Here is a 26276-nt window from a genome sequence, read left to right on the forward strand (position 1 = left end):
CTTCCTCCGTGCGGCGGATCGTGCGTCAGAATGCAGACACTGTAGTGCTCGCTCGTTGACGCAACGTCACGGAGGTCCTCATCATGCGTTACTCCCTCGCTGTCCTGCCCGGGGACGGGGTTGGCCCGGAGGTCACCGACGCCGCTCTGACCGTGCTCGATGCTGCGGAGAAGCAGTTCGGCTTCACCACCGACCGCACCCAGGTCCCGTTGGGCGCTGAGCACTACCTGAGCACGGGCGAACTGCTCACCGACGAGGTGGTCGCCGACCTCAAGACTCACGACGCCATCCTTTTCGGCGCGATCGGCAGCCCCACTGTGACCCCCGGGGTGCTCGAGCGGGGGATCATCCTGGCGCTGCGCGGTGCGATGCAGCAGGCGATCAACCTGCGCCCGGTACGGCTCTACCCGGGGGTGCCCACGCCGATCTCCGGGCTCACCCCGGACCGGTGCGATCTGGTCATCGTGCGGGAGAACACCGAGGGTGCCTACGTCGCACAGGGCAGCTCGGTCCACCGCGGGACACCGGCGTGGACGGCGGTCCAGGAGTCGGTCAATACCTGGTATGCCGTGGAACGCGCCGTGGACTTCGCCTACCGGCTCGCGTCGGTCCGGCGCGGTCGGCTGACGCTGTGCCACAAGACCAATGTGCTGGTGGAGGCGGGCCGGCTTTGGTCCTCGGTGGTGGAGGAGGTCGGGTCGCGCTATCCCGACGTGGAGACTGACTACGTGCACGTGGACGCCATGTGCATGCACCTGCCGGTCAGCCCCGAGCGCTTCGACGTGGTGGTCACCGACAACCTCTTCGGTGACATCGTCACCGACCTCGGTGCCGTGCTCCAGGGCGGGCTGGGCGTGGCAGCGAGCGGCAACCTCAATATCCAGGGCACCGGCACCAGCATGTTCGAGCCGATCCACGGCTCTGCTCCCGACATCGCCGGTCGCGGCTGGGCCAACCCGGCTGGCGCTTGCCTGTCGCTGGCGATGTTGCTCGGTCATCTGGGCCAGGGCGAGGCGGCAGCCGCCGTCGAGTCGGCCACCGCAGCCGTGCTGGCGGGCCTACCGACCCTCGCCGGTCCCGACATGGGGGCCTCGACCGCTGAGCTCGGCGAGCGCATCGCCAGCGCTGTCGGAGACCCCGAGGTTGCGCCGGTCCAGCACAGCCTGATGAGCCAACTCGCACAGGTGGTGAGCCGGTGAGCCTGTCCGGCGACCCCGCCGTCGCAGGCGTGCTCGCCGCCCCTCGTCTGTGGCCGGCCCGCGTCACCATCGACCTGGATGCCATCGCGCACAACGTCGGGGTGCTCCGCGAGCACGTCGGGGGAGCGGCGCTGATGGCCGTGGTGAAGGCCGATGCCTACGGGCACGGACTGGTGCCCAGCGCTCGCGCCGCACTCGCGGGCGGAGCCTGCTCCCTGGGGGTGGCACAGGCCACCGAAGCAGTCGCCCTGCGACGGGCCGGAGTCACCGACCCGGTGCTCACCTGGCTGGTCGCGCCCGGCATGGACCTCGCCCCCTTGGTGGAGCAGGACATCGAGGTGGCGGCATCCACCCCCTGGACCCTGCAGGCCCTCGCCGAGGCCGCGCGCGCCACGGGCACCGTGGCCGTCACCCAGCTCAAGGTCGACACCGGCCTGGGCCGCAACGGGGCGAGCGCCCTGCCACTCCCCTCGCGAGACCAGGGCACCGACTGGAACGACCTGGTCGCGCTCGCCGTCCGGCTGAGTGCCGAGGGCGTGCTCCGGGTCAAGGGGATCTTCAGCCACTTCGCCTACGCGGACGCCCCCGGTCACCCGACCGTCCGCGCGCAGCAGGCGACCTTCGCCGAGGCGGTGGCCCTGGCGGAGCGGGCCGGTCTGGAGCCTGAGGTGCGTCACCTCAGCAACTCGGCCGCCACCCTCACCTCGCCGGAGGCGACCTGGGACATGGTCCGGCCCGGGCTCAGCGTCTACGGGCTCTCGCCGGTCCCGGACGTGGGCTCGGCCGCGGACTTCGGTCTGCGTCCCGCGATGCGGGTCAGCGCGGACGTGGCGGTGGTCAAGCGCCTGCCCGCCGGCCAGGGAGTCAGCTACGGGCACACCTATGCCGTGGATCACGAGTCCACCTTCGTCGACATCCCGCTCGGCTATGCCGATGGCGTCCCCCGGCACGCCTCGAACGCCGGGCCGGTCCTGGTCGCCGGTGCCCGCCGCCACGTCTCGGGCCGCGTCTGCATGGACCAGTTCGTCGTCGACGTGGGCGATGACCCGGTCGCGGTCGGTGACGAGGTCGTCCTGTTCGGCCCGGGCGAGGAAGGCGAGCCCACCGCCCAGGAGTGGGCCGAGGCCGCGGGCACCATCAGCTACGAGATCGTCACCCGCTTCGGCCCTCGCGTGCCCAGGCACTACGTCGGTGCGCTCGCCGAGGAGTTGGCATGAGCGAGGGCGCCGACGGCACCCCCCAGACGCCGGTCCACCTCGACCTGGAGACCGCTGAGGCCACCCGATCCCTCGGCGCCAGGCTCGGAGGGCTCCTGCGTGCCGGAGACCTCGTCGTCCTCACCGGCGACCTCGGCGCGGGCAAGACGACCCTGACCCAGGGCCTCGCGGAAGGGCTCGGAGTCCGCGGGCCGATCACCTCGCCCACCTACGTCATCGCGCGCGTCCACCCCTCGCAGATCGGCGGCCCGGACCTCGTGCACGTCGACGCCTACCGGCTCGGCGGCGGCGCAGAGTTGGACGATCTCGACCTCGACGCCACCCTGGAGGAGGCGGTCACGGTGGTGGAGTGGGGGCATGGCCTCGCCGAGCAGTTGGCCGACAGCCGCCTCGAGGTCGAGCTGCATCGCTCGGGCAGCGAAGACGACGACCGGCAGGGCCGCACCGCGCGTATCACCGGGTCCGGTCCGCGCTGGCAGGGGTTCACTCTCCCGGCTGAGCTGACATGACTGTCACCACGAGCACCGCCCGCCCGCAGGCCCGCGGCATCCTCGTCGTCTGCACGGGTAATGTCTGTCGCTCCCCGATGGTCGAACGACTTCTGCAGGCGGCCCTGGACCAGCGTTACGGCGCGGGGTTGGTGCCAGTCAGTTCGGCCGGCACCGGCGCCCTCGTGGGCTCGGCGATGGACGAGCGCTCCGCGGAGCTCCTCGCCCAGCTGGGCGGGGACGACGAGGGGTTCACCGCACGCGCCATCACCGAGCCGATCGTGGCCGGCGCGCAGTTGGTGCTGACCGCCACCCGCGATCACCGCGCCAGCGTGGTTCGGCTCCACCCGCGTGCGATGCGCCGCTCGTTCACGGTCCGTGAGCTGGGTCTTGCGCTCGCCGCCGTGCCCGAGCAAGAACTGCCGACGGCCGACGATCCGCTCGAGCGGCTGACCGAGGTGGCCGAGTTGGGCAACCGGCTGCGGGGGGCACATCTGCCCGCCACCCCCGAGGACCTCGATCTCACCGACCCGTTCCGCCAGCCCGACGAGGTCTACCGCGAGCTCCGCGGACAGGTGGAGGCTGCGCTGCCCGGCCTGCTTCGAGGGCTGGTGGGCCCGGCGCGCTGACCGGGTTGGCCCGCGCACCCGTGTGGTCAGCTCAGGACGCACAGCCCCGTATGCCGTGTGCTCAGCGGGCGCGGGCGCTCGCTCGTTCGCTGCTGAAGCGCTGTCTGCCCCGACCCTTGAAGCCCTTCTGCTTCCGGTTGTTCGTGTAGTACGTCCCGTAGTAACCGCCGTAGTGGCCTCTCTCTCCCGCGGACTGCGGGACCCGGTTGATGATCACGCCGAGGGCCTTGCCGCGAACTCGTTGGAGGGCCCCGAGGGCGTCCTCGAGGTCGGTGTCCAGGGTCCGTCCGGCCGAGACGCAGACGACGACCCCGTCGGCGTTCGTCGCCAGCAGGGCGGCGTCGGTCACCGGCAGGAGCGGGGGAGCGTCGACGATGACCACGTGATCCTGGGCCAGGTCCTGCAGCAACTTGCCCATGGCCCGTGAGCCGAGGATCTCGCTGGGGTTGGGCGGGATGGAGCCGGCCGCGATGATGCCCAGCCCGGGGTGCCGTGGGGTGGTCTGCACCACGTCCTCCACGTCGGCACGACCGATGAGGAGGTCGGTGAGACCACCACCCTCGACGAGTCCGAACTTGTCCGCCACGGTGGGTCGACGCAGGTCGCCCTCCACCAGCATGACCGGCTGCCCTCCCAGCGCGATGGTGGCGGCGAGGTTCGCGGCGATGGTGGACTTGCCGTCCCCGGGGAAGGGGGAGGACACGACGACGATGCGTGGCGGGTCGTCGACGTCGAGGAACTGCAGGTTGGTGCGCAGCTTGCGGAAGGACTCCGCCACCTCCTGCTGCGCCCGGCTCGGGTTGCGGGCCTCGGTGACCAGTTCGACGAAGGAGTCGCGTGGTGCGTCCAGGCGGCCGGTGCGGGGGATGGAGCCGATCACCGGCAGACCGAAGCGTCGCTCGATCTCGGCCTTGCTCCGCAGCCGGCGGTCGATCTGGTTGCGCAGCAAGGAGGCGATGGCCCCCAGCACCAGTCCGATGGCGCCGCCGATCAGGATGTTGCGCTGAGGGTCTGGGCTGACGGGCGTGCTGCTCAGCGCGGCCTGCTCAACGGGGATGACCGTCAGCGGGGCGGTCCCGCCCTCCTGACCGGTCTCGATGAAGGCGACTTCCTCAGCGGTCGCCCGGACCCAGCTGTTGGCGATGGCCTGGGCGTCCTGGGGAGTGGCTGATCGTGCGGTCACGGTGATGTAGACCGTGTCGGTCGGTTGGGTCACGGTGACCTGTCCGGCCAGGGCGGCTGCCGAGGTGTCCAGCCCGAGTTCGTCGATCACCCGTTGGGCGGTGCCCGCCGATTCGGCGATGCGCACATAGGTCTGGGCGCGGGACTTGGCGAGGTTGTCGCTCACCTGCCCCAAGCCGGGGTTCGCCTGGTCGATGGGTGCGCGGACGAAGCCGCTCGCCGTCGAGGCGAAGACCGCCGGTTGCTGCATCGTGTAGATGGCGGCGGCCGCGATCCCCAGCAGGGTCGTCAGCACGAGCATCCGCCAGTGCCGGCGGATCAGCCGGAGCAGGTCCTGGACGTCCACTCCGCCACCCTAACCGGCAGATGGCAGGTTCTCCGCAGCCAGGCGTCGGCTGGCGTGGGTCGACTGGTGTGGACGGGAAGAGTACTGACTGGTTAACTATCTCCAGGAATCTTGTGCCACCTCGACCGTGACGAGGCCAGGGACAGGAGCAAGAAGGGCAGGTGGAGTGTCCGTGACGACATCTGTAGAGGCGCCGCGGGAACGCACCGTGCATGCCCCCGAGATGACGAGGCCGGTGACGAACAGGGGTGTCGTCCCGCTCATCAACGTCCCCGAACGATCCGAGCGTGGCCCGCTCCCACAGACCCGCCGCCGCGGTTACCGGGCCCGCCTCTACCTGCGGGGCTACCTGCGGACGGTTCGGCTCCTCGACCTCGGCGCCGTGGCCCTGGCCCTCGTGCTGGCCCACGTGCTGCGCTTCGGTGTCACCGAGGAGCAGCTGAACGCCCTCTACTTCTCCGACGTGAGTTACGCGGGGGTCGCGGGCGCGCTCGGTCTCGGCTGGCTCGTGGCGCTGCACCTGCAGAACGCCTACGACGGCCGGCTCGTCGGCCACGGTGTGCAGGAGTACCGGCAGGTCTTCCAGGCTTCCACCTGGCTGTTCGCCATCCTGGCCATTACCGCCTTCGCCTTCAAGCTCGACTTCGCCCGCGGCTTCGTGCTGCTCGCCTTCCCGCTGGGCACCGTTCTGCTGCTGCTCGGGCGCTGGCTCGCCCGTCAGTGGCTCGTCCGTCAGCGCCGGCAGGGCAAGCTCTCCGACCGGGTGCTGCTCGTGGGGGACCGTGAGCACGTGGCGGCCCTTGTGGTCGCCCTGGGTCGTGCCCCTGATGCCGGCTACAACGTTCTCGGCGCGTGCGTCGACGGCACCCACAGCGGCCAGGTCGCCGGCGTCCCCGTCCTGGGGCCGGAGCGCGACGTTCTGCTGAGCGCGGTCGAGCTCGACGTCGACGTGGTCGCGGTGTCCTCCTCGGCCGGGCTGGGCACCAAGGGCCTGCGGCAGCTCGGTTGGGCCCTGGAGGAGACAGACATCGACCTCGTCGTCGCGCCGGGGATCATGGACGTCGCTGGTCCCCGCGTGCTCACCCGCCCCGTCCAGGGACTTCCGCTCATCCACGTCGAGGCCCCGACCTTTGCCGGGCCCCAACTGATCATCAAGAACGTCATGGACCGGGCCGGTGCCCTCGTCGCGCTGCTCGTGTTCGCGCCCGTGCTGCTGGCCGTCGCCGCAGCGGCCAAGCTCGAGGACGGAGGCACGGTGCTCTTCCGGCAGGAGCGCGTCGGGCGTGACGGCAAGAGTTTCCGGATGCTCAAGTTCCGCTCGATGGTGGTGGACGCTGAGAAGCGGCTCCCGGAGTTAATCGCCGCCAACGAGGCGGGCGGGCCCATGTTCAAGATGCGCCAGGACCCGCGCGTCACCAAGATCGGTGGCGTCATCCGCCGCTACTCCCTCGACGAGTTGCCCCAGCTGATCAACGTGCTGCGGGGCGAGATGAGTTTGGTGGGCCCGCGCCCGCCCCTTCCGCGCGAGGTCGCGGAGTATGAGGACTTCACCCGTCGGCGCCTCCTCGTCAAGCCGGGCATGACCGGCCTGTGGCAGATCAGCGGCCGCAGCGACCTCTCCTGGGAGGAAGCCGTCCGCCTCGATCTCTACTACGTCGAGAACTGGAACCCGGTCCTGGACCTGATGATCCTGTGGCGCACGGTGCTGGTCGTCCTGCGCCCGAAGTCCTCGGGGGCCTACTGACCGGCGCGGGTAGTCTGCGCCTGTGAGCAGCTCCCGCGTCGCCTACCTCGGTCCTGTCGGCACCTTCACCGAGCAGGCCGTGATCCAGTGGGACGCGGACGGCGTCTACGAACACCGACCCGTCGCCTCGGTCGGGCACGCGGTGGCCGACCTCCAGTCCGGCGCAGCACAGGCTGCCGTCGTGCCCTTCGAGAACTCCGTCGAGGGCTCGGTCCCCGCCACCCTGCAGGCTCTCCTCGAGGGAGACGGCGTCCGGATCACCGGGGAGGTCCTGGTCCCGGTCCAGTTCAGCCTGCTCGTCCGGCCGGGCACCCCGCGCGAGAGCATCCAGGTCATCGCCACCCACCCGCACGCGGCCGCGCAGACCCGCGACTGGATCCGCAGCCACCTCCCGACGGCCGAGGTGGTCCCGGAGAGCTCGACCGCGCGGGCGGCTCAGGCCGTCGCCGAAGGGCGCTACGACGCGGCCGTCGCTGCCGCGGGCGCGGCGGAGGCCTACGGTCTGGTCGAGCTGGTCGCCGGGATCGCCGACCGCGAGGGAGCGGTGACCCGGTTCGTGGTCCTGGGGCAGGACAGGTCATCGGTGCCGGAGCCGACTGGCGCGGACCGGACGACGCTCGTCGCCCACATCTGGGCCAACCGCCCCGGCGCGCTCCTCGAACTGCTCGAGCAGTTCGCGGTCCGCGGCATCGACCTCTCCCGGCTCGAGTCGCGCCCCACCGGCGAGGGACTGGGTGAGTACTGCTTCTGGATCGACGCGGACGCCCACCTCACCGAGCCGCGCCTGCGCGAGGCGCTCGTGGGGCTGCGGCGGACCTGTCGCGAGGTGCGCTTCCTGGGCAGCTATCCGCGGGCCGACCGTCGCACGGCGACGATCCCCGAGCACGCCGAGGCCCAGGTGTATGCCGAAGCTCACCGGTGGGTGGACGACCTCGGCTGAGCGTGGCTCGGCTCAGCCGACCTGCAGCCAGGGCTGCCAGCCGCCGTTGAGCACCAGCCAGGCGACCAGGCCGTAGCCAGCCTGGCCCGGGTGGACGGTGTCGCCTGCAGCCAGGTCCGACTGCCACTGCTCGTGAGCGGCCAACGGGGTGAAGCAGTCGACGAAGGGAACACCCCGGCGGGCGCAGACATCGGCCTGGGCATCGGCCAGGATCCGGGTCCGCTCGTTGACCTCGCCGTCCAGGGTGGGTGTCGGGCCGACCACGAAGGTGGAGATCCCGGTCGAGCTGGCTTCGTCCAGGATGTTGGCCAGGTTCAGCCGGGAGCGGGCGGTCGTCAGACCCTGAGCGACGTCTTCGGCGCCCACGCCCACCACCAGGCGGCGCTCGGGACGGCCGGCCCACCTCGGCGGGCATTCGGTGCGCCAGCTCGTCATCACCTCGGCGGAGCTGGCGCCCCGCACACCGAGGTTGTAGGAGCTCAGGCTGGCATCGCCCAGCTGGCTGCGGCCGACGACCCGTGAGACCCAGCCCAGCGCGCGGGGGTCACCGTAGCCCGCCACAAAACCGTCACCGACGAAGCACAGGCCGATGTCCCGGGGGCCGTCCTCGGCCACCTGGAAGTGGGCGCTGGGGGTGTACTGCAGGTCGGGGACCTCGGTCCCCGACCCGCTGCTCTGCTCATCGGTGCTCACGTGCTGGTCGCCTCCTGTCGGGCTCACTCGTCATCGTCGTCGTCGCGGGCCAGCCAGGTGGCGAGCCGGTCGACGGGGACCTCGAACTCGGGATGCAGGTCGACGAAGGTGCGCAACTGGTCGGCGAGCCACTCCAGGGTGACCTCGTCCTCGCCTCGCCGGGTGGCGAGCTCCTCGATCCCTCGGTCGGTGTAGTACACGCTGGCAGGCTATCCCGAGGACTCGTCGGATGCCGTCAGGCTCAGGCGGCGGTGCCAGGACTGGGTCACGTACGTGGTCCGCCAGCCCAGCGAGGTGTACAGCTGGTCGGCTCCGGTCGGGGAGTCCGCGTCGACCTCCAGCCCGACCGAGGCCCGGCCGCGGGCGGCGGCATCGCTGATCACCGTGCGCAGCAGCCCCTTGGCCACCCCGCGGCCCCGTGCCCGTCGGTGGACACCGATGTACTCGACGTAGGAGGTATCGGGTCGTGCCCGTCCGTCCTCATCCACCCGTCCCGGGGCAATGGTCGCCACGAGCGCACCCGCCGGCTCACCGTCGACGGTCGCCAGCCACCAGTGGTCCCAGCGGTGCCCCGGGTCCTCCCGCAGTCGACTGACGAACTCGGCGAAGGTCTCCCGGTAGGAGTTGAAGTGGTCGGCGAAGGACTCCTCGAGCACGAGGTGCACCGCGCGCAGGTCCTCCTCGTCCGGCATCCCGACGCCGTCGTCACGACGGACGCGGTGGATCTGGACGCCCTCCTTGAGTTCGGGCTCGACATCATCGACCTGGGGGTCGACAGGGCGGACCATCTGCCACCACTCGCGCACGTGCTCGTAGCCAGCCTCGGTGAGCCAGCGCTGCTGCCGAGGGTCGTCGGCGAAGGCCCCCGAGTCCAGCTGGGTCGAGGTGAGGCCCCGACGCTGCATGACCTCTTGGCCGAGCTGCTCAACACGGGCGAAACCGTAGGCCGCCAGTGGGTCGGCGATCTCGTCGGGCAGGTCGGGGTCAACGGTCATGCCGACCAGGACCCGACCGGCAGCGCGGTCATGACAGTTGATCCACGCGACCGCCCGACCCTCCTCGTCCCGCACCACCTCGTGCAGGTGTGTGCTGGCACCGCGGCCGGTCACCTCGGCGGCAACGGTGAGACTGTCAGCGCCGGGCCAGCCGCGCGCTTCCTTCTCGTGCCGACGCAACAAGCGGACCAGATCGTCCAGGTCCTCGGTGCGCGGAGGATAGGCCTCCATGCCGGTCGGAAGGTGGGGTACTGATTCCGCTCCGGTGCGCGTCATCGCTCCAGGATAGGTGCCGAGGTCAGCGCCGGTCGAAGGCGGCCCGCAGAAGGGCCTCCTGCTCGATGGCGTGCACCTTGGTCGATCCGGTGGCGGGGGAGGCGGATGCGGGACGGCAGACGACCCGCAGTTCCCGCTCCTCCCCGTGTCGCGCGAGCTCCTCGGGAAGGTTGAGAGCCATGAACGGCCAGGCACCCTGGTTCTGCGGTTCGTTCTGGACCCAGACCAGCTCGGCGTTGGGGTAGCCCTTGAGGATCTCCTGCAACTGGGCACCCGGCAGCGGGTAGAGCTGCTCGACTCGCACGATGGCGGTCCGCTCGTCCTCCCGGCGGCTGCGCTCATCCTCCAGGTCGTAGACCAACTTGCTCGAGGCGAGGAGCACCCTGTCCACGGCCTTCTTGTCCAACTCCGCCCGGTCCGGCAGCACCGGCTCGAAGGTGCCGCTGGTGAAGTCCTCGGCCGCGCTGGCGGCCGCCTTCAGCCGCAGCATCGCCTTGGGGGTAAAGACCACCAGCGGGGTGCGCGGACGAGCGGTCGCCTGACGACGCAGCAGATGGAAGTAGGAGGCCGGCGTCGACGGGTAGGCCACCACCATGTTCTCCTCGGCGCACAGTTGCAGGTAGCGCTCGATACGTGCCGAGGAGTGGTCCGGGCCCTGGCCCTCGTACCCGTGCGGGAGCAGGAGCACGACGCTGGAGCGCTGGTCCCACTTCTGCTCGGAGGAGGAGATGAATTCATCCACGATCGTCTGGGCGCCGTTGGCGAAGTCGCCGAACTGGGCCTCCCAGAGGACGAGAGTGTCGGGCCGCTCGACCGAGTAGCCGTACTCGAAGCCCATCACGGCGTACTCGGAGAGCAGCGAGTCGAAGACCTGGAAGGTCGCCTGGTCCTCGGCGAGGTGGTGCAGCGGGGTCCAGCTCGCTGCCGTCTCATAGTCGGTGAGGACTGCGTGGCGCTGCACGAAGGTGCCCCGTCGCGAGTCCTGACCGGTGAGGCGGACCGGGGTGTCCTCGACGAGCAGCGAGCCGAAGGCCAACAGCTCGGCCATGCCCCAGTCGATGCCGCCCTCGCGGGTCATCCCCTGGCGGCTGGTGAGCAACTTGGCCAACTTGGGGTGCACGGTGAAGCCGTCCGGCACGTCGGCGAAGGCATCGCCGATCTTCTCCAGCAACTCCGTGCTGATCGCTGTGGGACGCTGCTTGGTGGCCATGTCGCCCTCGGCCTGCGCCTGGGGGCGCTCCAGGCCGGAGGTGCCATCGCCCTCACCCTTGAGCGCTTTCTTGGTCTCGGTGAAGACCTGCTCAAGCTGCTTCTGGTAGTCGCGCAGGGCCTCCTCGGCCTCGTCGACCGTGATGTCACCACGACCGATGAGGGACTCGGTGTAGAGCTTTCGCACCGACCGCTTGGCCTCGATCAGGTCGTACATCAGCGGCTGGGTCATCGAGGGGTCGTCACCCTCGTTGTGGCCTCGGCGCCGGTAGCAGATCATGTCGATGACGACGTCCTTGTGGAACGTCTGGCGGTATTCGTAGGCCAGCTCGGCCACCCTGACCACGGCCTCCGGGTCATCTCCGTTGACGTGGAAGATGGGCGCCTGCACGGTGCGGGCCACATCGGTGCAGTAGACCGAGGAGCGGGAGTCGTGCGGGGCGGTGGTGAAGCCCACCTGGTTGTTGATGACCACGTGCAGGGTGCCGCCGGTGCGGTAGCCCGGCAGCTGCGACATCTGCAGCGTCTCCAGGACGACGCCCTGACCGGCGAAGGCGGCGTCACCGTGCAGGAGCACCGGCATGACCGGGGCGCTGCCGTCACCAGAGTCGTTGTCGAGCCTGTCCTGCTTGGCGCGGGTGATGCCCTCCAGGACCGGGTTGACGGCCTCGAGGTGGCTGGGGTTGGCGGCGAGGTAGACCTTGGTCGCTCGGCCCTGCTCGGTGACGAACTCACCCTCGGTGCCGAGGTGGTACTTCACATCGCCCGAACCCTGCACGGAGCCGGGAGCCTGCTTGCCCTCGAACTCGCGGAAGATCTGTCCGTAGGACTTGCCCGCCAGGTTGGCGAGCACGTTGAGGCGGCCCCGGTGCGGCATCCCGATCGTGACCTCGTCGACACCGTCGTCAGCAGCGCGGTTGAGGACCTTGTCGAGCAGCGCGATGACGGACTCGCCGCCTTCGAGGCTGAAGCGCTTCTGCCCCACGAACTTGGTCTGCAGGAAGGTCTCGAAGGCCTCCGCGGCGTTGAGTCGGCGCAGGATCCGCAACTGCTCGGCCGGGGCGGGCTTCTCGAAGGGGACCTCGATCTTGTCCTGGAACCAGGTGCGCTCGGCCGGCTCCTGGATGTGCATGTACTCCACGCCGACGGTCCGGCAGTAGGAGTCCCGCAGGATGCCCAGGATCTTGCGCAGCGTGAGGCGGGGCTTGCCGCCGAAGCCGCCGGTGGGCACCTCGCGGTCCAGGTCCCACAGGGTCAGGCCATGGTTCTCGATCGTCAGGTCGGGGTGACGGCGCTGGACGTACTCCAGCGGGTCGGTGTCGGCCATCAGGTGACCGCGCACCCGGTAGGCGTGGATCAGTTCCTGGATCCGGCTGGCCTTGGAGATGTCGTCGTCGTGGGTGGCCGCGATGTCCGGCGCCCACCGGATGGGCTCGTAGGGGATCCTCAGCGAGGTGAAGATCTTGTCGTAGAAGCCGTCGGACCCCAGCAGCAGCTCGTGCATGATCCGCAGGAACTCCCCGGACTGGGCGCCCTGGATGATCCGGTGGTCGTAGGTCGAGGTCAGGGTCAGGATCTTGCTCACCGCGTTGGCGGTGATGCGCTCCAACGACGCGCCCTGCCACTCGGCCGGGTAGTCCAGGGAACCGACGCCGATGATGGCGCCCTGACCCTTCATCAGACGGGGCACCGAGTGCAGGGTGCCGATGCCGCCCGGGTTGGTCAGGCTGATCGTGGTGCCCTGGAAGTCCTCGACGGTCAGCGCGCCGTCACGGGCCTTGCGGACCAGCGCCTCATAGGCCGTCCAGAAGTCGTAGAAACTCATCTCCTCGGCACCCTTGATCGAGGGCACGAGGAGCTGTCGGGTCCCGTCGGGCTTGGGCACGTCGATGGCCAGCCCCAGGTTGATGTGGGCCGGCTGCACCAGGGTGGGCTTGCCGTTCTCGGTGGTGAAGCCGTTGTTCATCGCCGGCATCGCCTTGATCGCCTGCACCATGGCGTAGCCGATGACATGCGTGAAAGAGACCTTGCCACCTCGGCTGCGGGCCAGGTGGTTGTTGATCACCGTGCGGTTGTCGATGAGCAGCTTGGCCGGCAGGTTGCGGGCGCTCGTGGCGGTCGGCACCTCGAGGCTGGACTCCATATTGGTAACCACCCGTGCGACGGCACCGCGCAGCGGGGTCGTGGTGACCTCGCTCTGCGGTCCCGAACGCTTGACCGGGGGAGCGTCCCGGGAGACCGGGCCGTTCTCCTTCTCGCTGCCGGAGGACCCGGAGTCAGCATCACTGGAGCGTGAGCTCTTCGACTCTCCCTTGGGGTCCGCGGGCTTGGAGTCTGCGGGCTTCGCGTCGGTGGACTTCGCCCCCGAGTCCTTGGGAGAGTCCTTCGCGGGGGCCTGCTTCGAGTTCTTCGAGCCCGACTCCGTGGACGCGGGCTTGCGCGGAGGCGCTGGCGCAACCTTGGCGGTGGACCGTGGCGGAGCCGGGGCGGCGTGCGGTGCCGGGTCGGGGCGATCGCCACTGGTCGGGCGGTCATCACCCGAGGAGCCGGCGTTGGAGGCCGGGCTCTCAGCGCCGGCGCTGCCGGACATCGAGGGCGAGCCGTTGGATCGCGCCGCCCCCTCGGAGCTCCCGTTCCCGTCGAAATAGTCACGCCAGGCAGGCGCTACCGACCCGGGGTCCTCGTCGAAACGCTCCCTCATCTCCTCCACGAGCCACTCGTTGGCTCCGAAATCAGCGAGGGTCTTCTCGGTGCTCGGGGGGTTGGCCACTGGCCTGGTGCCTCATCTCACGTCCGGGGGCTGGCATCCGGGTGTGCCTCGATGCACACACCCACACCCACAGCCTATCCCGACCGGTCGGTCCCGCGCCGCTTGGGCAGGGGACCAACCGATGGCCCGAGATGAGCACGACGCCGGAGATCTAGGAGACGTCCTTACGTGCGGTGAGGATCCAGCCCAGCAGGGTCATGAACACGGCATACCCGAGCAGAACCAGGGCCGCGACCCACCACGTGAGCGGTGAGGACCCCATCTGCTGGGCCATCGCCTCATCCATGCCCGAGGACAGGTCCAGCACGCTCATCGACGCCTGGCTGGGGAAGAAGCGAGCCGCGTCCTTGAGGGCGTCGACGAAGGTCAGACCGAAGCCCATCAGCGGCTCGATGAGGAGGGTGAACCCCACACCGACGAACAGCGCGACGACCTGGCTGGGGATGAGCACGCCCAGCCCGAAGCCCATCAGCCCCCAGAGCACCAGGATCAGGATCATCCGGGCCAGGGTGGTGAGCAGGGACATCGGCTCGGGGAAGACCGCTGCGTCACCGATCGCCAGCATGATGCCACCGCCGACGAGGCTGCCGGCGATGAAGGCGAGGGCGTTGAGGGTGACGATCACGATGAGGGCGGCCACCTTGGCCAGGATCAACTGGCCGCGGCGAGGCGCCGCGAGCAGGGTGGCGGTGATCGTCTTGTGCCGGAACTCGCCGCTCATCGACAAGATCCCGAGCACCAGGGCCAGGAGATAGCCCAGGTTGAGGGCTCCGGAGTAGACGGCCCGGGCCAGCGCCAGGTCGGTGAACATCTCAGCCGGCCGGACCATCTCACCGTCGGGGCCGGGCATCTGCCCGATCACGACGAGGAAGAGCCCCTGGAAGGCGGCGAAGATCGCGGCGAGGACGAACATCGCCAGCGGCATCGACCACGCCATCCGGGTGGTGAAGTACTTGCGCAGCTCACTGCGGGTCAGGTTGATCATCGCGCGTCCTCCGACCCCGTGGCAGGAGCGCCCGTATGCCGTTCGCCAGGCTCAGGCGGTTCGCCGTGACCCTCCTGGGCGGTCGGCTCAGGCGCGGTAGCGTCCGGCTGGCCGGCGCCAGCTCCAGCGCCAAGGTTGCGGTTGCGGTGCTCGGGCGACTCCGTCAGCTGCAGGAAGAGACGTTCGAGGTCGGTGCGCATCGGGCGCAGCTCATAGATCGGCAGCCCGGCAGCCAGCGCCACATCGCCGACGGCTCGCAGGTCGCCGGTCTCGGCGATCACGGCTGGCTGACCGCTGGCCCCTTCCTCGGGGTGCGAGCCGATGCCGGCCCGACCGAGCGCCTCGGCCAGCGCCGCCGGGTTGCTGGTGGCCACGCGCGCGGTCGGTTCGCCGTGCAACTCATCGATCGTGCCTTCTCGGACCAGGTGCCCGTTGGCGATGATGATGACGTCCTCGACCGTCTGCTCGACCTCGGACAGCAGGTGGCTGCTGATCAGCACGGTTTTGCCTTGGTCGTGGGCTAGGTGCCGGAGGAAGCCGCGCATCCATCGGATGCCCTCGGGGTCCAGGCCGTTGGCGGGCTCGTCGAGCAGCAGTACCTGCGGGTCGCCGAGCAGGGCCGAAGCCAGGCCCAGCCGCTGCCGCATGCCCATGGAGTAGGCGCCCGCCTTCTTCCGGGCTGCCGCCGGGATCCCCACGAGCTCGAGCAACTCATCGACCCGCGAGTCAGGCAGGCCTTGCGCGGCGGCCAGTACCCGCAGGTGGTTGCGCCCTGAGCGACCCGGGTGGAAACCCGTCGCTTCCAGCGCGGCTCCCACGGTCCCCATCGGGTCAGGAAGGTCGGTGTAGCGGCGCCCGCCGATGAGCGCGTCGCCTGAAGTGGGGCGGATCAGCCCGAGCAACATCCGCAGGGTCGTGGTCTTGCCAGCGCCGTTGGGGCCCAGGAAGCCGGTGATCCGGCCGGGTTGGACCTCGAAGGTCAGGGTGTCGACGGCACGGAACGTTCCGAAGGTCTTGGTAAGCCCCCGGACGCTGATGCCGGTGCCGCTCGGAGCGGCCGTCGCGGTCGTCATGCCCTCCAGTCAACCAAGTCGGGTGCCGGGGCACATCGGTCGGAGGGGGGATCCGGCCCTCCGTCGCGGGAGGGAGGTGTGATCCCGTGCGTCTGTCGGAGGGGCGGTTAGGGTGGGCCCAGCCGCCGAGGAAGGTGGGCGTGGAGCGAGGAGGTGCAGGTCGTGGGAGCAGGCACGTTCCTGGGCTGGCCCGTGCTGCGTCAGCTCGCCAGCGGCGATGTGCTGGGCCGTGGGCCCGCCGTGACCAGCCGCAGCACCCGGGAGAAGACTCCGCGCACCGCCACCGCCGACCGGGTCGTGCAGTCGGTCTGCCCCTACTGCGCCGTCGGCTGCGGGCAACGGGTCTACGTCAAGGACGAGAAGGTCGTCCAGATCGAGGGAGACCCCGATAGCCCGATCTCGCGGGGACGGTTGTGCCCCAAGGGGAGCGCGAGCGAGCAGCTGGTCAACAGCGCCTCCCGGCAGACGCAGGTGCTCTACCGCGCGCCGCACGCGACGGAGTGGACGCCCCTCGACGTGCCCACCGCGACCGGGATGATCGCCGACCGCATCATCGCCTCGCGGCGGCGTGGCTGGCAGGACCTCGACGAGCAGGGCCGCAAGGTCAACCGCACGATGTCGATCGCCTCGCTCGGGGGAGCCACCCTCGACAACGAGGAGAACTACCTCATCAAGAAGCTCTTCACGGCGCTGGGCGCGATCCAGATCGAGAACCAGGCCCGGATTTGACACAGCTCCACGGTCCCCGGTCTGGGGGCCTCGTTCGGGCGCGGCGGCGCCACCCAGTTCGTCCAGGACATGCGCAACAGTGACTGCATCGTCATCCAGGGCTCCAACATGGCCGAGTGCCACCCGGTGGCCTACCAGTGGGTGACCGAGGCCAAGGCGCGCGGTGCCCGGGTGATCCACGTCGACCCGCGTTTCACCCGGACCTCGGCGGTCGCTGACCGGCACCTGCCCATCCGGGCGGGCAGCGACGTCGTCCTGCTCGGCGCGCTCATCCGGCACGTGCTGGAGGAAGGGCACTGGTTCGAGGACTACGTGCGGGCCTACACCAACGCGAGCACGCTCATCAGCGAGGAGTTCGTCGACGCCGAAGACCTCGGCGGGCTGTTCTCCGGCTTCGACGAGCGCACCGGCACCTACGACCGGCACACCTGGGGATACCAACGCGAGGGCGGCGGCGAGGTGGAGGCCCGCGGTCCGGAGGTCGACACCCGCACCCAGACGGTGGCTGAGGCGACGGGCGACGGCGGCGCGCCGCTCCAGGTCGGCCCGATCCGCACCGACCCGACGATGCAGGACCCCCGCTGCGTGCTGCAGATCGTGCGTCGGCACTACGCGCGCTACACCCCTGAGCTGGTCCGCGACACCTGCGGCATCAGCCTCGAGGACTTCCGCTATCTCGCCGACTCGGTCGTGCGCAACAGCGGTCGGGAGCGCACCACCTGCTTCGTGTATGCCGTGGGCTGGACCCAGCACTCACTGGGCGCGCAGTTCATCCGCACGGCCTCGATCCTGCAGCTGCTGCTGGGCAACATGGGCCGCCCGGGCGGCGGGATCATGGCGCTGCGCGGGCACGCCTCGATCCAGGGCAGCACCGACATCCCGACGCTGTTCAACCTGCTGCCCGGCTACCTGCCGATGCCGGTGGCCGGGGTGCACGACACCTTCGAGGACTACCTCGACGCCGTCAGCCCCAAGGGCACCAAGGGCTTCTGGGGCAACGCCGACGCCTACACCGTGAGCCTGCTCAAGGCCTGGTGGGGGGACGCGGCGACACCCGAGAACGACTGGGCTTACGACTACCTGCCTCGGCTCACGGGCAGCCACAACACCTACGCCACGACGATGGGGATGATCGACGGCACCGTCGAGGGCTTCTTCGTGCTGGGGCAGAACCCCGCGGTGGGCTCGGCCCACGGCCGGCTGCAGCGCCTGGGCCTGGCCAACCTCCAGTGGCTCGTGGTCCGCGACCTCTCACTCATCGAGACCGCGACCTTCTGGCAGGACAGCCCGGAGCACGCCACCGGAGAGGTCAGCACGGAGGACATCGGGACCGAGGTCTTCTTCCTGCCCGCGGCCACCCACGTGGAGAAGTCGGGCAGCTTCACGCAGACGCAGCGGCTGCTGCAGTGGCGTTTCCAGGCGGTGCACCCGCCGGGCCAGTGCCAGTCCGAGCTGCAGTTCTTCCACGAGCTGGGCAAGGCGCTGCGCGAGCGGCTCGCAGACTCCGATGACCCGCGCGACCGGCCGCTGCTCGACCTCACCTGGGACTACCCCGTGGACGAGCACGGGGACCCAGATGCCGAGGCCGTGCTGGCCGAGATCAACGGCCGTCATCTCACCGGGGAGCGCGCCGGTCAGCCGGTGGACGGCTTCGGCGAGCTGCGGGCCGACGGGTCCACCGACGGTGGTTGTTGGATCTACTCCGGAGTCATGGCCGGCGGGGTCAACCGGGCCGCCAGCAAGGTGCCTGGCAGCCAGCAGAGCGAGGTCGCGCCCGAGTGGGGCTGGGCCTGGCCGGCCAACCGGCGGATCCTCTACAACCGGGCCTCCGCCGACCCCGAGGGCCGGCCGTGGAGCGAGCGCAAGGCCTACGTCTGGTGGGACGAGGAGGCCGGGCGCTGGACCGGCAAGGACGTTCCGGACTTCCCGGTCGGGCTCGCGCCGGGCACCAAGGCGCAGGAGGACGCGGTCGGGGTGGACGGTCTCGGCGGGGACGACCCATTCATCATGCAGGCCGATGGCAAGGGCTGGCTGTTCGCGCCCAACGGCGTCGTCGACGGCCCGCTGCCCACCCACTACGAGGCGCAGGAGTCGCCCGTCGTCAACCCGCTCTACCCCCAGCAGCGCAACCCAGCCCGGCTGCTCTACCCGCGCAAGGACAACCTCACCGCGCCCTCGGCCGACGAGCCCGGGTCCGATGTCTATCCCTTCATCTTCACCACCTACCGGCTCACCGAGCACCACACGGCTGGCGGCATGAGCCGGTGGCTGCCCTACCTCGCCGAGCTGCAGCCCGACTTCTTCTGCGAGGTCTCCCCGGAGCTGGCGCAGCAGCAGGGGCTGGAGAACGGCGGCTGGGCCACGATCGTCTCCCCGCGGGCGGCGATCGAGTGCCGGGTGCTGGTCACCGACCGCGTCCGGCCACTGCGGCTCCGGGGGCAGACGGTGCACCAGATCGGGCTGCCCTACCACTGGGGCCGCGGCGGGGTTGGCGCCGTGGTGCAGGGAGATGCCGCCAACGACCTGGTCGGGATCACCCTTGACCCCAATGTCGCGATCCAGGAGTCCAAGGTCGGGCTCTGCGACATCCGGCCCGGCCGCCGGCCCGAGGGCGCGGCGCTGCTACGGCTCGTCGAGGACTACGCCTCGCGGTCCGGGGCCACCACCGAGACCGGCAACCAACGCCTGGACACCCAGGAGGAGTCACCGTGAGCCTGTGGGGCAACCAGCTGTCCGGCCCGACCGACCCGGCCAAGGACGCGGCCTGGCCCGACCCGCCGCCGCGCAAGGGCTTCTTCACCGACACCTCGATCTGCATCGGCTGCAAGGCCTGCGAGGTGGCGTGCAAGGAGTGGAACATGCTCCCGATGGACGCCCTGGGCATGACCGGGACGTCCTACGACAACACCACCGCCCTGGGCGCCAACACCTGGCGGCACGTCGCCTTCGTCGAGCAGGGGCCCGAGCAGATCCAGCGGGCCCGCGAGGAGGGCGCGCGGCTGGTCGACCTCGGTATGCCGCGGCTCCGGTCCGCGGTCGAGTCGCCCGCTATCCGGCCCGGCTCGGAGGGGGTCGACGCGGTGGCAGGCGTGCAGTCCGGGACGGCCGGCCCCACGCCCGAGGTGGGGGAGGCCGCATACGCCGTCCAGCCGGAGATCCCGCAGGTGCGCTGGCTCATGGCCTCCGACGTCTGCAAGCACTGCACCCACGCCGGGTGCCTCGACGTGTGCCCGACGGGGGCGCTGTTCCGGACCGAGTTCGGGACGGTCGTGGTGCAGGATGACGTGTGCAACGGCTGCGGCTACTGCGTGGCGGCGTGCCCGTTCGGGGTGATCGAGCGGCGCAAGGACCCGGACATGACCGGTGCCCAGCAGCCGCGGCAGATCGGGATCGCCAACAAGTGCACGCTCTGCTACGACCGCATCGGCGACGGCGGGACGCCTGCCTGCGCGCAGGCGTGCCCGACCACCTCGATCCAGTACGGCGACCTCGACGAACTGCGCGAGCGCGCCCGCACGCGGATGGAGACGCTGCACGGGCAGGGCTTCACCGAGGCGCGGCTCTACGGCACCGACGAGGAGGACGGCGTCGGGGGCACCGGCTCGGTCTTCCTGCTGCTGGACGAGCCGGAGGTCTACGGTCTGCCACCGGACCCGGTCGTGACCACCAAGGACCTGCCCGACATCTTCCGCAAGGCCGGGTATGCCGGGCTGCTGATGCTGGCCGGGGCGGCCGCCGCCTTCGTGGGCGGTCGGAAGCAATGAACGGGCCGCAGGGACGTCCGACAGAGCCGGCGTCGGCATCGTCGGCGGCGGCGGACCGGCCGGAGGAGCGCCGCCGTAGGCGCCGGCCCGAGGACCTCATGGTCCCGGACGCCGAGTTCCGGTCCTACTACGACCATCCGATCGTCAAGCCCGCGCCGTGGGACTGGAAGATCCCGACCTACCTCTACACCGGTGGGCTGGCCGCGGGCTCTGGGCTGATCGCCGCCGGGGCCGAGCTGACCGGGGCGCGCCAGCTGCAGCGCAACGCGAGGCTGGTGGCGCTCGGCGCGCTCGGGGCGAGCACGGCGGCCCTCATCGCCGACCTCGGGCGACCGGAGCGCTTCCTGGCGATGATGCGCACCGTCAAACTCACCTCCCCGATGTCGGTCGGCTCCTGGATTCTGGCGGGCTTCGGCGGCTTCACGGGGGCGGCTGCCGCGGCGGAGATCCTGCAGGAGGTCGTCCCGAGCACGCAGGACAACGCGCTGGTGCGGGTGGCCGGGCGGGGCGCGAGCCTGGGCAGCGGGTTCTTCGCGCCGCCGCTGGCCGCCTACACCGCGGTGCTGCTGTCCAACACCGCGACGCCGACCTGGCACGGGGTCTACAAGGAACTGCCTTTCGTCTTCGTCGGCTCCGGTGTCGCGGCGGCGGCCGGGGCCGCGATCATCACCTCGCCGGACGAGCAGACCGGCCCGGCCCGTCGGCTGGCGGTGGGCGGCGCAGCGGTGGAGCTCGCCGCCTACCAGCTCATGAGCAACCGTGCAGGCGTCATCGGCGAGCCGCTGCACCAGGGCCAGGCGGGCCGACTGATCACCGCATCCAAGGTGGCCACCGTGGTCGGGGCCGGGCTGACGCTGCTCGGTCGGCGCAGCCGCGCCGCCTCGGTCCTCGGCGGGCTGGCGCTCAACGCGGGCTCGGCGCTGCTGCGCTTCGGGGTCTTCGAGGCCGGCATGGAGTCGGCCCGCGACCCGCGCTACACCGTCGTCCCGCAGCGTCAGCGGCTGGAGGCCAGGCGCGCTGCCGCCGCGGCGGAGCTGGCCGAGGGCTCGGGCGCCGACGCGATCAGCGGAGCCTGAGCCGGGCGGGACCGGGGACGGTGCGGCCGATGACGGGCGCGCCGGGGACTTCGCCGACGACGAGCAGGCCGCCGCTGGTCTGGGCGTCGGCGAGCAGGAGCAGGTCGTGCTCGGTCACGGAGGTGTCGACATCCAGGTGGGGCCGGACCCAGTCCAGGTTGCGGCGGGAGCCGCCGGGGACGAAGCCCTCGGCCAGGCTCTCCCGCGCTCCATCGAGCGCGGGCACGGCCGAGACGTCGATCTCGGCGGCCACGCCCGAGGCACGGCAGAGCTTCCAGAGATGACCGAGCAGACCGAAGCCGGTCACGTCGGTCGCGGCTCGGATCCCCTGTGCCACAGCGGCTTGCGAGGCATCGCGGTTGAGCGTCGTCATGGTCTGAACCGCCTGCGGGAAGGTCTGGCCGGTCTGCTTGTGCCGGTTGCCGAGGATGCCGGTCCCGAGCGGCTTGGTGAGGCTGATCGGCATCCCGGGCTTGGCGGAGTCGTTGCGCAGCAAGGCATCCGGGTCGGCGATGCCGGTGACAGCCATGCCGTAGAGCGGCTCGGGGGCGGTGATGCTGTGGCCGCCTGCGACGGGCACGCCGGCGAGCTGCGCGACGTCCGCGCCCCCGCGCAGGACCTCGGGGATGAGGGCGGGGTCGAGGGTGTCCGTCGGCCAGGCGAGTAGGTTGATGGCCAGCACCGGGCGCCCGCCCATGGCGTAGATGTCGGAGAGTGCGTTGGCCGCGGCGATCCGGCCCCAGTCGTAGGGATCGTCCACCACCGGGGTGAAGAAGTCTGCGGTAGACAGCAGCGCTTGGCCGCCCTCGATCCGCACAGCCGCGGCGTCGTCGCCGTCGTCCAGCCCGACGAGGAGCTGCGGATGCTCGTGCCCGCGCAGGTCGGCGACGAGCGCCTCCAGCTGACCGGCCGGAATCTTGCAGGCGCAACCGCCACCGGCGGCCAGCTGGGTCAGCCGAGGACGGTCGCCGTCGGAGCTCGCGGGGGTGGCGGAGGAGGGGGGAGGTGGCTGTGTGCTCACCTCGTCACCCTACGGGCGGCCGTCGTGACTCGATGGCCGGGGGACGGTGATCGCCCGCCGCGACGAAGACTGTGAGTGGCCGCCACCGCGACGAAGACTGTGACCGCCCGCCTCCGCGACGAAGACTGTGACCGCCCCCCGCCGCGAAGAAGACTGTGACCGCCCCCCGTCCCGACGAAGACTGTGACTGCCCCCGGTCAGCACGCAGGGCGCGCCGGAGGCGTGACGAACCCGGGCAGTCACAGGGTCCGGTCCGGCGAGATCGACCGAGTTGGTCGCGCCCGGCCGACCGGGGGAGGGGGCTAGATGTCAGCGCACGACGACGCGGTGGGTCTGGTCGACCCGACGCGTCCAGCCGCGGGCGTCGAGATGCTCCAGGAGGGGGATGGCGACGCGGCGCGAGGTGCCGAGCGCCTGCCGGGCCTGGCTGGTGGTGAAGGGTTGTGGCAGCCGGGCGAGCTCGGCCATGGCCAGCGCGGGTGAGCGGGGCAGGAGCACCACGCCGTCCGCGAGGCGCAGCAGGTCGCCCCTCGCCTCTGCGGCCGCGATCTCTCGCCGACCCAGTCCGAGCGCGGACAGGTCGTCGGCCTCCGGGGCGACGAACGGCTGCTCGGCCAGCCGGGCGAGCACGGTGTCCAGGCCAGCCTGGGCGGGACCCAGGTCGGGGCGGGTGCCGGGCCGCGCGACCCGGCCGGCCGCGACCTCCAGACCGGCGAACCTGGCCACCTCCTCGACCACGGCCGTGTCCGGCAGGTGCGCCAGGTCCCGCGCTGCGGCGAGCGGGGTCAGAGGGTCGAGTGGCTGCTCGCGGGCGCGCCGGTCGACCGCGTCGAGCAGAGCCTGCTCCCAGCGCACCAGGACCTGGCGGGAGACGAGGTGGTCTCCGAGGCGCACCACGCCGAGGTCGGGGTCGGTGAGAGGCAAGCGCCAGGTTGGGCACGGGGCCGGGCTGTGGTCGGGCCGGGCGGTGGGGCCGGTGACAAGTGCGCGTCCGGTCGGGGCGAGGTCGGGGTCGAGGTCGAGGAGGCGGGCGTCGGCGACCGTGAGGTGGCCGCGGCGGGAGACCTCGGCTTCAAGACGGCGCGCTGGCTGGCTGATCAACGCACCAGCACCCGGTCTGCGGTCGTCGGCGGTGCCCTCGGGGTCTGGCTGCTGGGCGCCCGCCTGCTCGGCGCTCGCCCGCTGGGTGCTCGGCTGGTCGGCGCTCGCCTGCTGGGTGCTCGGCTGGTCGGCGCTCGGCTGCTCGGCGCCCGGCTGGTCGACCTGCGGGTGCCCGGCCAAGGCCTCGGCCTGCGCCTGTTCGGCCAGCAGCTGCTCACCGCGGGCTCGCGCGCTGCCGCGGCGGGTGAGGCGCGGTGGGGCGACGTCGAGGACGCCGAGGCCGACGATCGAGCCCTCCGCCCCCGGCTCCCGCAGGATGGCGCGGTCGCCGGCCTGAAGCGGCAGTGGCCGGTCGAGGAGCACACGCGCTGCAGCACCGTGCAGCGGGCGGAGCCGAGCCGGCAGGTGCAGCGAACCCACGTGCAGCGTGAGCGTGGCCGGCAGTTCCGCGACCTCCGGGTCCTGGTCCAGCAGGACATCGATCTCCCGCGCGAACGGCCAGCTGTCCGGGGTGAGCAGGGCGTCCCCGCGACGGACGAGCTCGTGCGGCAGGCCGCGGAGGTTGACGGCCACCCGCGCCGGCGCCGGCACCTCGTCGACCGCGGCCCCCAGCGACTGCAGCGCGCGCACTGTCACCGGGCGCTGCGTCGTCCCGCTGCCGTCCGCAGCGCGATGGGCGAGGACCAACTGATCCCCCGACCTCAGGGTGCCGGCCTCCAGCGTCCCGGTGACGACTGTCCCGCTGCCGCGGATGGTGAAGGCGCGGTCCACCCAGAGCCGCACCCGCGCCTGGGCCGGCGGCCGCGGCAGCCGTGAGCACAGCGCCGCCAGCTCGCGGCGCAGCTCCGGCAGGCCCTGCCCGGTCACCGCCGACACGGCGACAGCCGGGACACCAGCGCCGTCCAGCAGGTCGACGGCCGGGACACCAGCGTCGTCCAGCCGGTCGACGGCCGGGACACCGGCGCCGTCCAGCAGGTCGACGGCTGCGACTCCGCTCGCCTCGCGACTGGGCCGCGCCCTACCTCCGCCGAGCGGGCTCTGCGCCAACCGTTCCTGCGCCTGGGCGAGCGCCGGCCCCGGGTCGGCGAGGTCTGCCCGCGTCACGACGAGCAGCGCGTGCCGCAGCCCTAGCGCCTCGACCGCCCGCAGGTGCTCTTCGGTCTGCTCCCGCCAGCCCTCGTCGGCCGCGACGACGAGCAGCACCGCGGGGGAGGGGCCCAGCCCGGCGAGCATGTTGCCGATGAACCGCCGGTGGCCCGGCACGTCGACGAAGGCCACGTCCTCAGCACCGCCGTCGCCTCCGGCGCCCTCGAGCGCCGTCCAGGCATAGCCCAGGTCGATCGTCAGCCCGCGCCGGCGCTCCTCTGCCCAGCGGTCCGGCTCCATCCCGGTCAGCGCCCGGACCAGCGTCGACTTGCCGTGGTCGACGTGCCCGGCGGTCGCGACGACGTGCATCAGCCCGTCCCGCGCCCAGTCGCCCCGCTCCCCCCGGCAGCCACCCCGAGCAGGGCCTCGACCAGATCCTCCTCCTGCTCCTGCGGCACGCAGCGCAGGTCGACCAGGCAACGTCCCGACTCCAGCCGCGCCAGGACGGCCGGGTCGCCGTGGCGCAGAGGGGCGGCATACCCCTCGGGCAGGGCGACCGCCCAGCCGGGCAGCGGCACCTCCGGCGCGCCACCACCACCGACGCGTCCCGCGACGGGCACCACCTCGACCGGCACCCCGGCCCCGGCAAGGCGGTCGGCCAGCGCCCGCGTGCGCTTCTCCAGCACCTGCGCTGAGGCGTGCACGGCCGCAGGAACGGGCGGTTCCGGCCCGAGCAGCGTCGCCTCCAACGCGGCCAGCGTGAGCTTGTCGACCCGCAGCGCCCGCGCCATGGGGTGGCGCCGCAGCCGGGCCACCAGCTCGGCCGAGCCCAGCACGAGCCCGGCCTGCGGTCCGCCGAGCAGCTTGTCGCCGCTGGCCGTCACCAGGTCCGCCCCGGCGTGCAGCACGCTGGCGGCGTCCGGCTCATCGGGCAGCGCGGGATCGGGCGCGAGCAGGCCGCTGCCGGTGTCGACGACCAGAGGTATGCCGTGTTCGCGCCCCAGTTCGGCCAACTCGCCGACCGTGGCACTCGCCGTGAAGCCGGTGACGCGGAAGTTGCTGGGGTGCACCTTGAGCAGCGCCCCGGTGCGCTCCGACAGCGCCGCACGGTAGTCCTCGACGGTGGTCCGGTTGGTCGTGCCGACCTCCCGCAGCCGCGCCCCCGCCGACTCGATGAGGTCCGGCAGCCGGAAGCCGTCGCCGATCTCGACCATCTCGCCGCGACTGACCAGCAGCTCGCGCCCCGAGCCCAACGCCGTCGTGGCGAGCAGCAGCGCCGCTGCCCCGTTGTTGACGACCAGGGCATCCTCGGCCTCGGGCACACTCTGCCGCAGCGCCGCCAGCGTCCCCCGCCCGCGCCGTGCCCGTTGGCCGTCGGCCAGGTCGAGCTCGACATCCACGTAGCCCGCCGCCGCGAACACCGCCTCCCGCGCTGCTGGCCCGAGCGGTGCCCGGCCAAGGTTGGTGTGCACGACCACCCCCGTCGCGTTGATCACCGGTCGCAGCGACGTGGCGGAGGCCGCGAGCGCGGCGAGTCGCTGCACCACCACCGGCTGCACCCGCTCGACGGACAGGCGGCCCTCGCGTGCGGCCGCCTGCGTCTCGACGACGACGGACTTGGCGCGACCCCGCCCCACCCGCGCCACCAGCACGGCGACCTCAGGGTCGGCGAGCAGGGCGTCGGTGCGGGGGATCGCGCGGCGCGGGTCGGTCACCCTCGCGATCCTACGGAGCGGGCGGCCGGAGCGGCTTC

Annotated in this window: 19 protein-coding genes; 9 read left to right on the top strand and 10 right to left on the bottom strand. The window is 71.4% G+C overall.

Annotated elements, in window-relative coordinates; genetic code table 11:
- The first annotated feature begins 83 nt into the window (after positions 1-83).
- The 4 genes from ACQBAT_RS03320 to ACQBAT_RS03335 are packed head-to-tail and all read left to right on the top strand — an operon-like array spanning position 84 to position 3533.
- Entirely contained in the window at positions 84-1199 is a 1116-nt protein-coding gene (locus ACQBAT_RS03320) for a 3-isopropylmalate dehydrogenase (RefSeq protein ID WP_420746875.1), read from the top strand.
- Positions 1196-2416, top strand: a complete 1221-nt coding sequence (gene alr, locus ACQBAT_RS03325; protein ID WP_420746874.1) for an alanine racemase — start codon at positions 1196-1198, stop codon at positions 2414-2416. Before ACQBAT_RS03320 ends, alr begins: the two co-directional genes overlap by 4 nt.
- Positions 2413-2925, top strand: coding sequence for a tRNA (adenosine(37)-N6)-threonylcarbamoyltransferase complex ATPase subunit type 1 TsaE (tsaE, locus tag ACQBAT_RS03330; RefSeq protein ID WP_420746873.1), 513 nt, complete (start codon positions 2413-2415; stop codon positions 2923-2925). Before alr ends, tsaE begins: the two co-directional genes overlap by 4 nt.
- The gene (locus tag ACQBAT_RS03335; RefSeq protein WP_420746872.1) at positions 2922-3533 is read left to right on the top strand and encodes a low molecular weight phosphatase family protein; all 612 of its coding nucleotides are present in this window, start codon (positions 2922-2924) and stop codon (positions 3531-3533) included. The genes tsaE and ACQBAT_RS03335 overlap by 4 nt, the downstream gene beginning before the upstream one ends.
- 61 nt (positions 3534-3594) lie before the next feature.
- Here ACQBAT_RS03335 and ACQBAT_RS03340 read toward each other — a convergent pair whose 3' ends face one another.
- Positions 3595-5061: a polysaccharide biosynthesis tyrosine autokinase gene (locus tag ACQBAT_RS03340; RefSeq protein WP_420746871.1), complete on the bottom strand. Its 1467-nt coding sequence runs from the start codon at positions 5059-5061 to the stop codon at positions 3595-3597.
- Positions 5062-5296: 235 nt separating this feature from the next.
- Here ACQBAT_RS03340 and ACQBAT_RS03345 point away from each other — a divergent pair, with 235 nt between their 5' ends.
- Together ACQBAT_RS03345 and pheA are read left to right on the top strand one after the other, a co-directional pair.
- Complete coding sequence (locus tag ACQBAT_RS03345) at positions 5297-6805, top strand: sugar transferase (RefSeq protein ID WP_420746870.1); 1509 nt, start codon at positions 5297-5299, stop codon at positions 6803-6805.
- 22 nt (positions 6806-6827) lie between these two features.
- Positions 6828-7745, top strand: a complete 918-nt coding sequence (gene pheA, locus ACQBAT_RS03350) for a prephenate dehydratase (RefSeq protein ID WP_420746869.1) — start codon at positions 6828-6830, stop codon at positions 7743-7745.
- A 12-nt stretch (positions 7746-7757) separates the two neighbouring features.
- Here pheA and ACQBAT_RS03355 read toward each other — a convergent pair whose 3' ends face one another.
- From ACQBAT_RS03355 to ACQBAT_RS03380, 6 genes are all read right to left on the bottom strand, one after another.
- Positions 7758-8438: a GDSL-type esterase/lipase family protein gene (locus tag ACQBAT_RS03355; RefSeq protein WP_420746971.1), complete on the bottom strand. Its 681-nt coding sequence runs from the start codon at positions 8436-8438 to the stop codon at positions 7758-7760.
- Between the two features lie 23 nt (positions 8439-8461).
- Entirely contained in the window at positions 8462-8638 is a 177-nt protein-coding gene (locus ACQBAT_RS03360) for a DUF6104 family protein (RefSeq protein ID WP_420746868.1), read from the bottom strand.
- Between the two features lie 9 nt (positions 8639-8647).
- Entirely contained in the window at positions 8648-9709 is a 1062-nt protein-coding gene (locus tag ACQBAT_RS03365) for a GNAT family N-acetyltransferase (protein ID WP_420746867.1), read from the bottom strand.
- Between the two features lie 22 nt (positions 9710-9731).
- On the bottom strand, positions 9732-13688 hold the full coding sequence (locus ACQBAT_RS03370; protein ID WP_420746866.1) for a multifunctional oxoglutarate decarboxylase/oxoglutarate dehydrogenase thiamine pyrophosphate-binding subunit/dihydrolipoyllysine-residue succinyltransferase subunit: 3957 nt from the start codon (positions 13686-13688) through the stop codon (positions 9732-9734).
- Between the two features lie 151 nt (positions 13689-13839).
- Positions 13840-14673 (bottom strand): ABC transporter permease, encoded by an 834-nt coding sequence (locus ACQBAT_RS03375; RefSeq protein ID WP_420746865.1) that lies wholly within the window; start codon positions 14671-14673, stop codon positions 13840-13842.
- On the bottom strand, positions 14670-15746 hold the full coding sequence (locus ACQBAT_RS03380) for an ABC transporter ATP-binding protein (RefSeq protein ID WP_420746864.1): 1077 nt from the start codon (positions 15744-15746) through the stop codon (positions 14670-14672). The genes ACQBAT_RS03375 and ACQBAT_RS03380 overlap by 4 nt, the downstream gene beginning before the upstream one ends.
- 162 nt (positions 15747-15908) lie before the next feature.
- Here ACQBAT_RS03380 and fdh point away from each other — a divergent pair, with 162 nt between their 5' ends.
- Genes fdh through nrfD form a run of 3 tightly spaced genes read left to right on the top strand, consistent with a single transcriptional unit; the run spans position 15909 to position 21315 of the window.
- A complete protein-coding gene (gene fdh, locus ACQBAT_RS03385) occupies positions 15909-19187 on the top strand; it encodes a formate dehydrogenase (RefSeq protein WP_420746863.1) in 3279 nt (1092 codons plus the stop codon).
- Positions 19184-20239: a 4Fe-4S dicluster domain-containing protein gene (locus tag ACQBAT_RS03390; RefSeq protein WP_420746862.1), complete on the top strand. Its 1056-nt coding sequence runs from the start codon at positions 19184-19186 to the stop codon at positions 20237-20239. The genes fdh and ACQBAT_RS03390 overlap by 4 nt, the downstream gene beginning before the upstream one ends.
- Complete coding sequence (gene nrfD, locus ACQBAT_RS03395; RefSeq protein ID WP_420746861.1) at positions 20236-21315, top strand: NrfD/PsrC family molybdoenzyme membrane anchor subunit; 1080 nt, start codon at positions 20236-20238, stop codon at positions 21313-21315. The genes ACQBAT_RS03390 and nrfD overlap by 4 nt, the downstream gene beginning before the upstream one ends.
- Here the strand turns inward: nrfD and selD are convergent.
- The 3 genes from selD to selA all read right to left on the bottom strand — a co-directional run bounded on the left by selD (position 21302) and on the right by selA (position 26238).
- Positions 21302-22336 (bottom strand): selenide, water dikinase SelD, encoded by a 1035-nt coding sequence (gene selD / locus ACQBAT_RS03400; RefSeq protein WP_420746860.1) that lies wholly within the window; start codon positions 22334-22336, stop codon positions 21302-21304. The genes nrfD and selD overlap by 14 nt on opposite strands.
- Positions 22337-22645: 309 nt before the next feature.
- A complete protein-coding gene (locus ACQBAT_RS03405) occupies positions 22646-24892 on the bottom strand; it encodes a SelB C-terminal domain-containing protein (protein ID WP_420746859.1) in 2247 nt (748 codons plus the stop codon).
- Positions 24892-26238 carry an L-seryl-tRNA(Sec) selenium transferase gene (selA, locus tag ACQBAT_RS03410; protein WP_420746858.1) on the bottom strand — a complete coding sequence of 449 codons (1347 nt, stop codon included), beginning with the start codon at positions 26236-26238 and terminating at the stop codon, positions 24892-24894. The genes ACQBAT_RS03405 and selA overlap by 1 nt, the downstream gene beginning before the upstream one ends.
- Positions 26239-26276 lie beyond the last annotated feature (38 nt).

The organism is Ornithinimicrobium pulveris, assembly GCF_050261105.1.
GTDB lineage: Bacteria > Actinomycetota > Actinomycetes > Actinomycetales > Dermatophilaceae > Ornithinicoccus.

Coding starts and splice junctions, on each gene's coding strand:
- ACQBAT_RS03320 (WP_420746875.1), top strand. CDS start 84: ATGCGTTACTCCCTCGCTGTCCTGCCCGGGGACGGGGTTGGCCCGGAG.
- tsaE (WP_420746873.1), top strand. CDS start 2,413: ATGAGCGAGGGCGCCGACGGCACCCCCCAGACGCCGGTCCACCTCGAC.
- ACQBAT_RS03335 (WP_420746872.1), top strand. CDS start 2,922: ATGACTGTCACCACGAGCACCGCCCGCCCGCAGGCCCGCGGCATCCTC.
- ACQBAT_RS03365 (WP_420746867.1), bottom strand. CDS start 9,709: ATGACGCGCACCGGAGCGGAATCAGTACCCCACCTTCCGACCGGCATG.
- ACQBAT_RS03375 (WP_420746865.1), bottom strand. CDS start 14,673: ATGATCAACCTGACCCGCAGTGAGCTGCGCAAGTACTTCACCACCCGG.
- ACQBAT_RS03380 (WP_420746864.1), bottom strand. CDS start 15,746: ATGACGACCGCGACGGCCGCTCCGAGCGGCACCGGCATCAGCGTCCGG.
- nrfD (WP_420746861.1), top strand. CDS start 20,236: ATGAACGGGCCGCAGGGACGTCCGACAGAGCCGGCGTCGGCATCGTCG.
- ACQBAT_RS03405 (WP_420746859.1), bottom strand. CDS start 24,892: ATGCACGTCGTCGCGACCGCCGGGCACGTCGACCACGGCAAGTCGACG.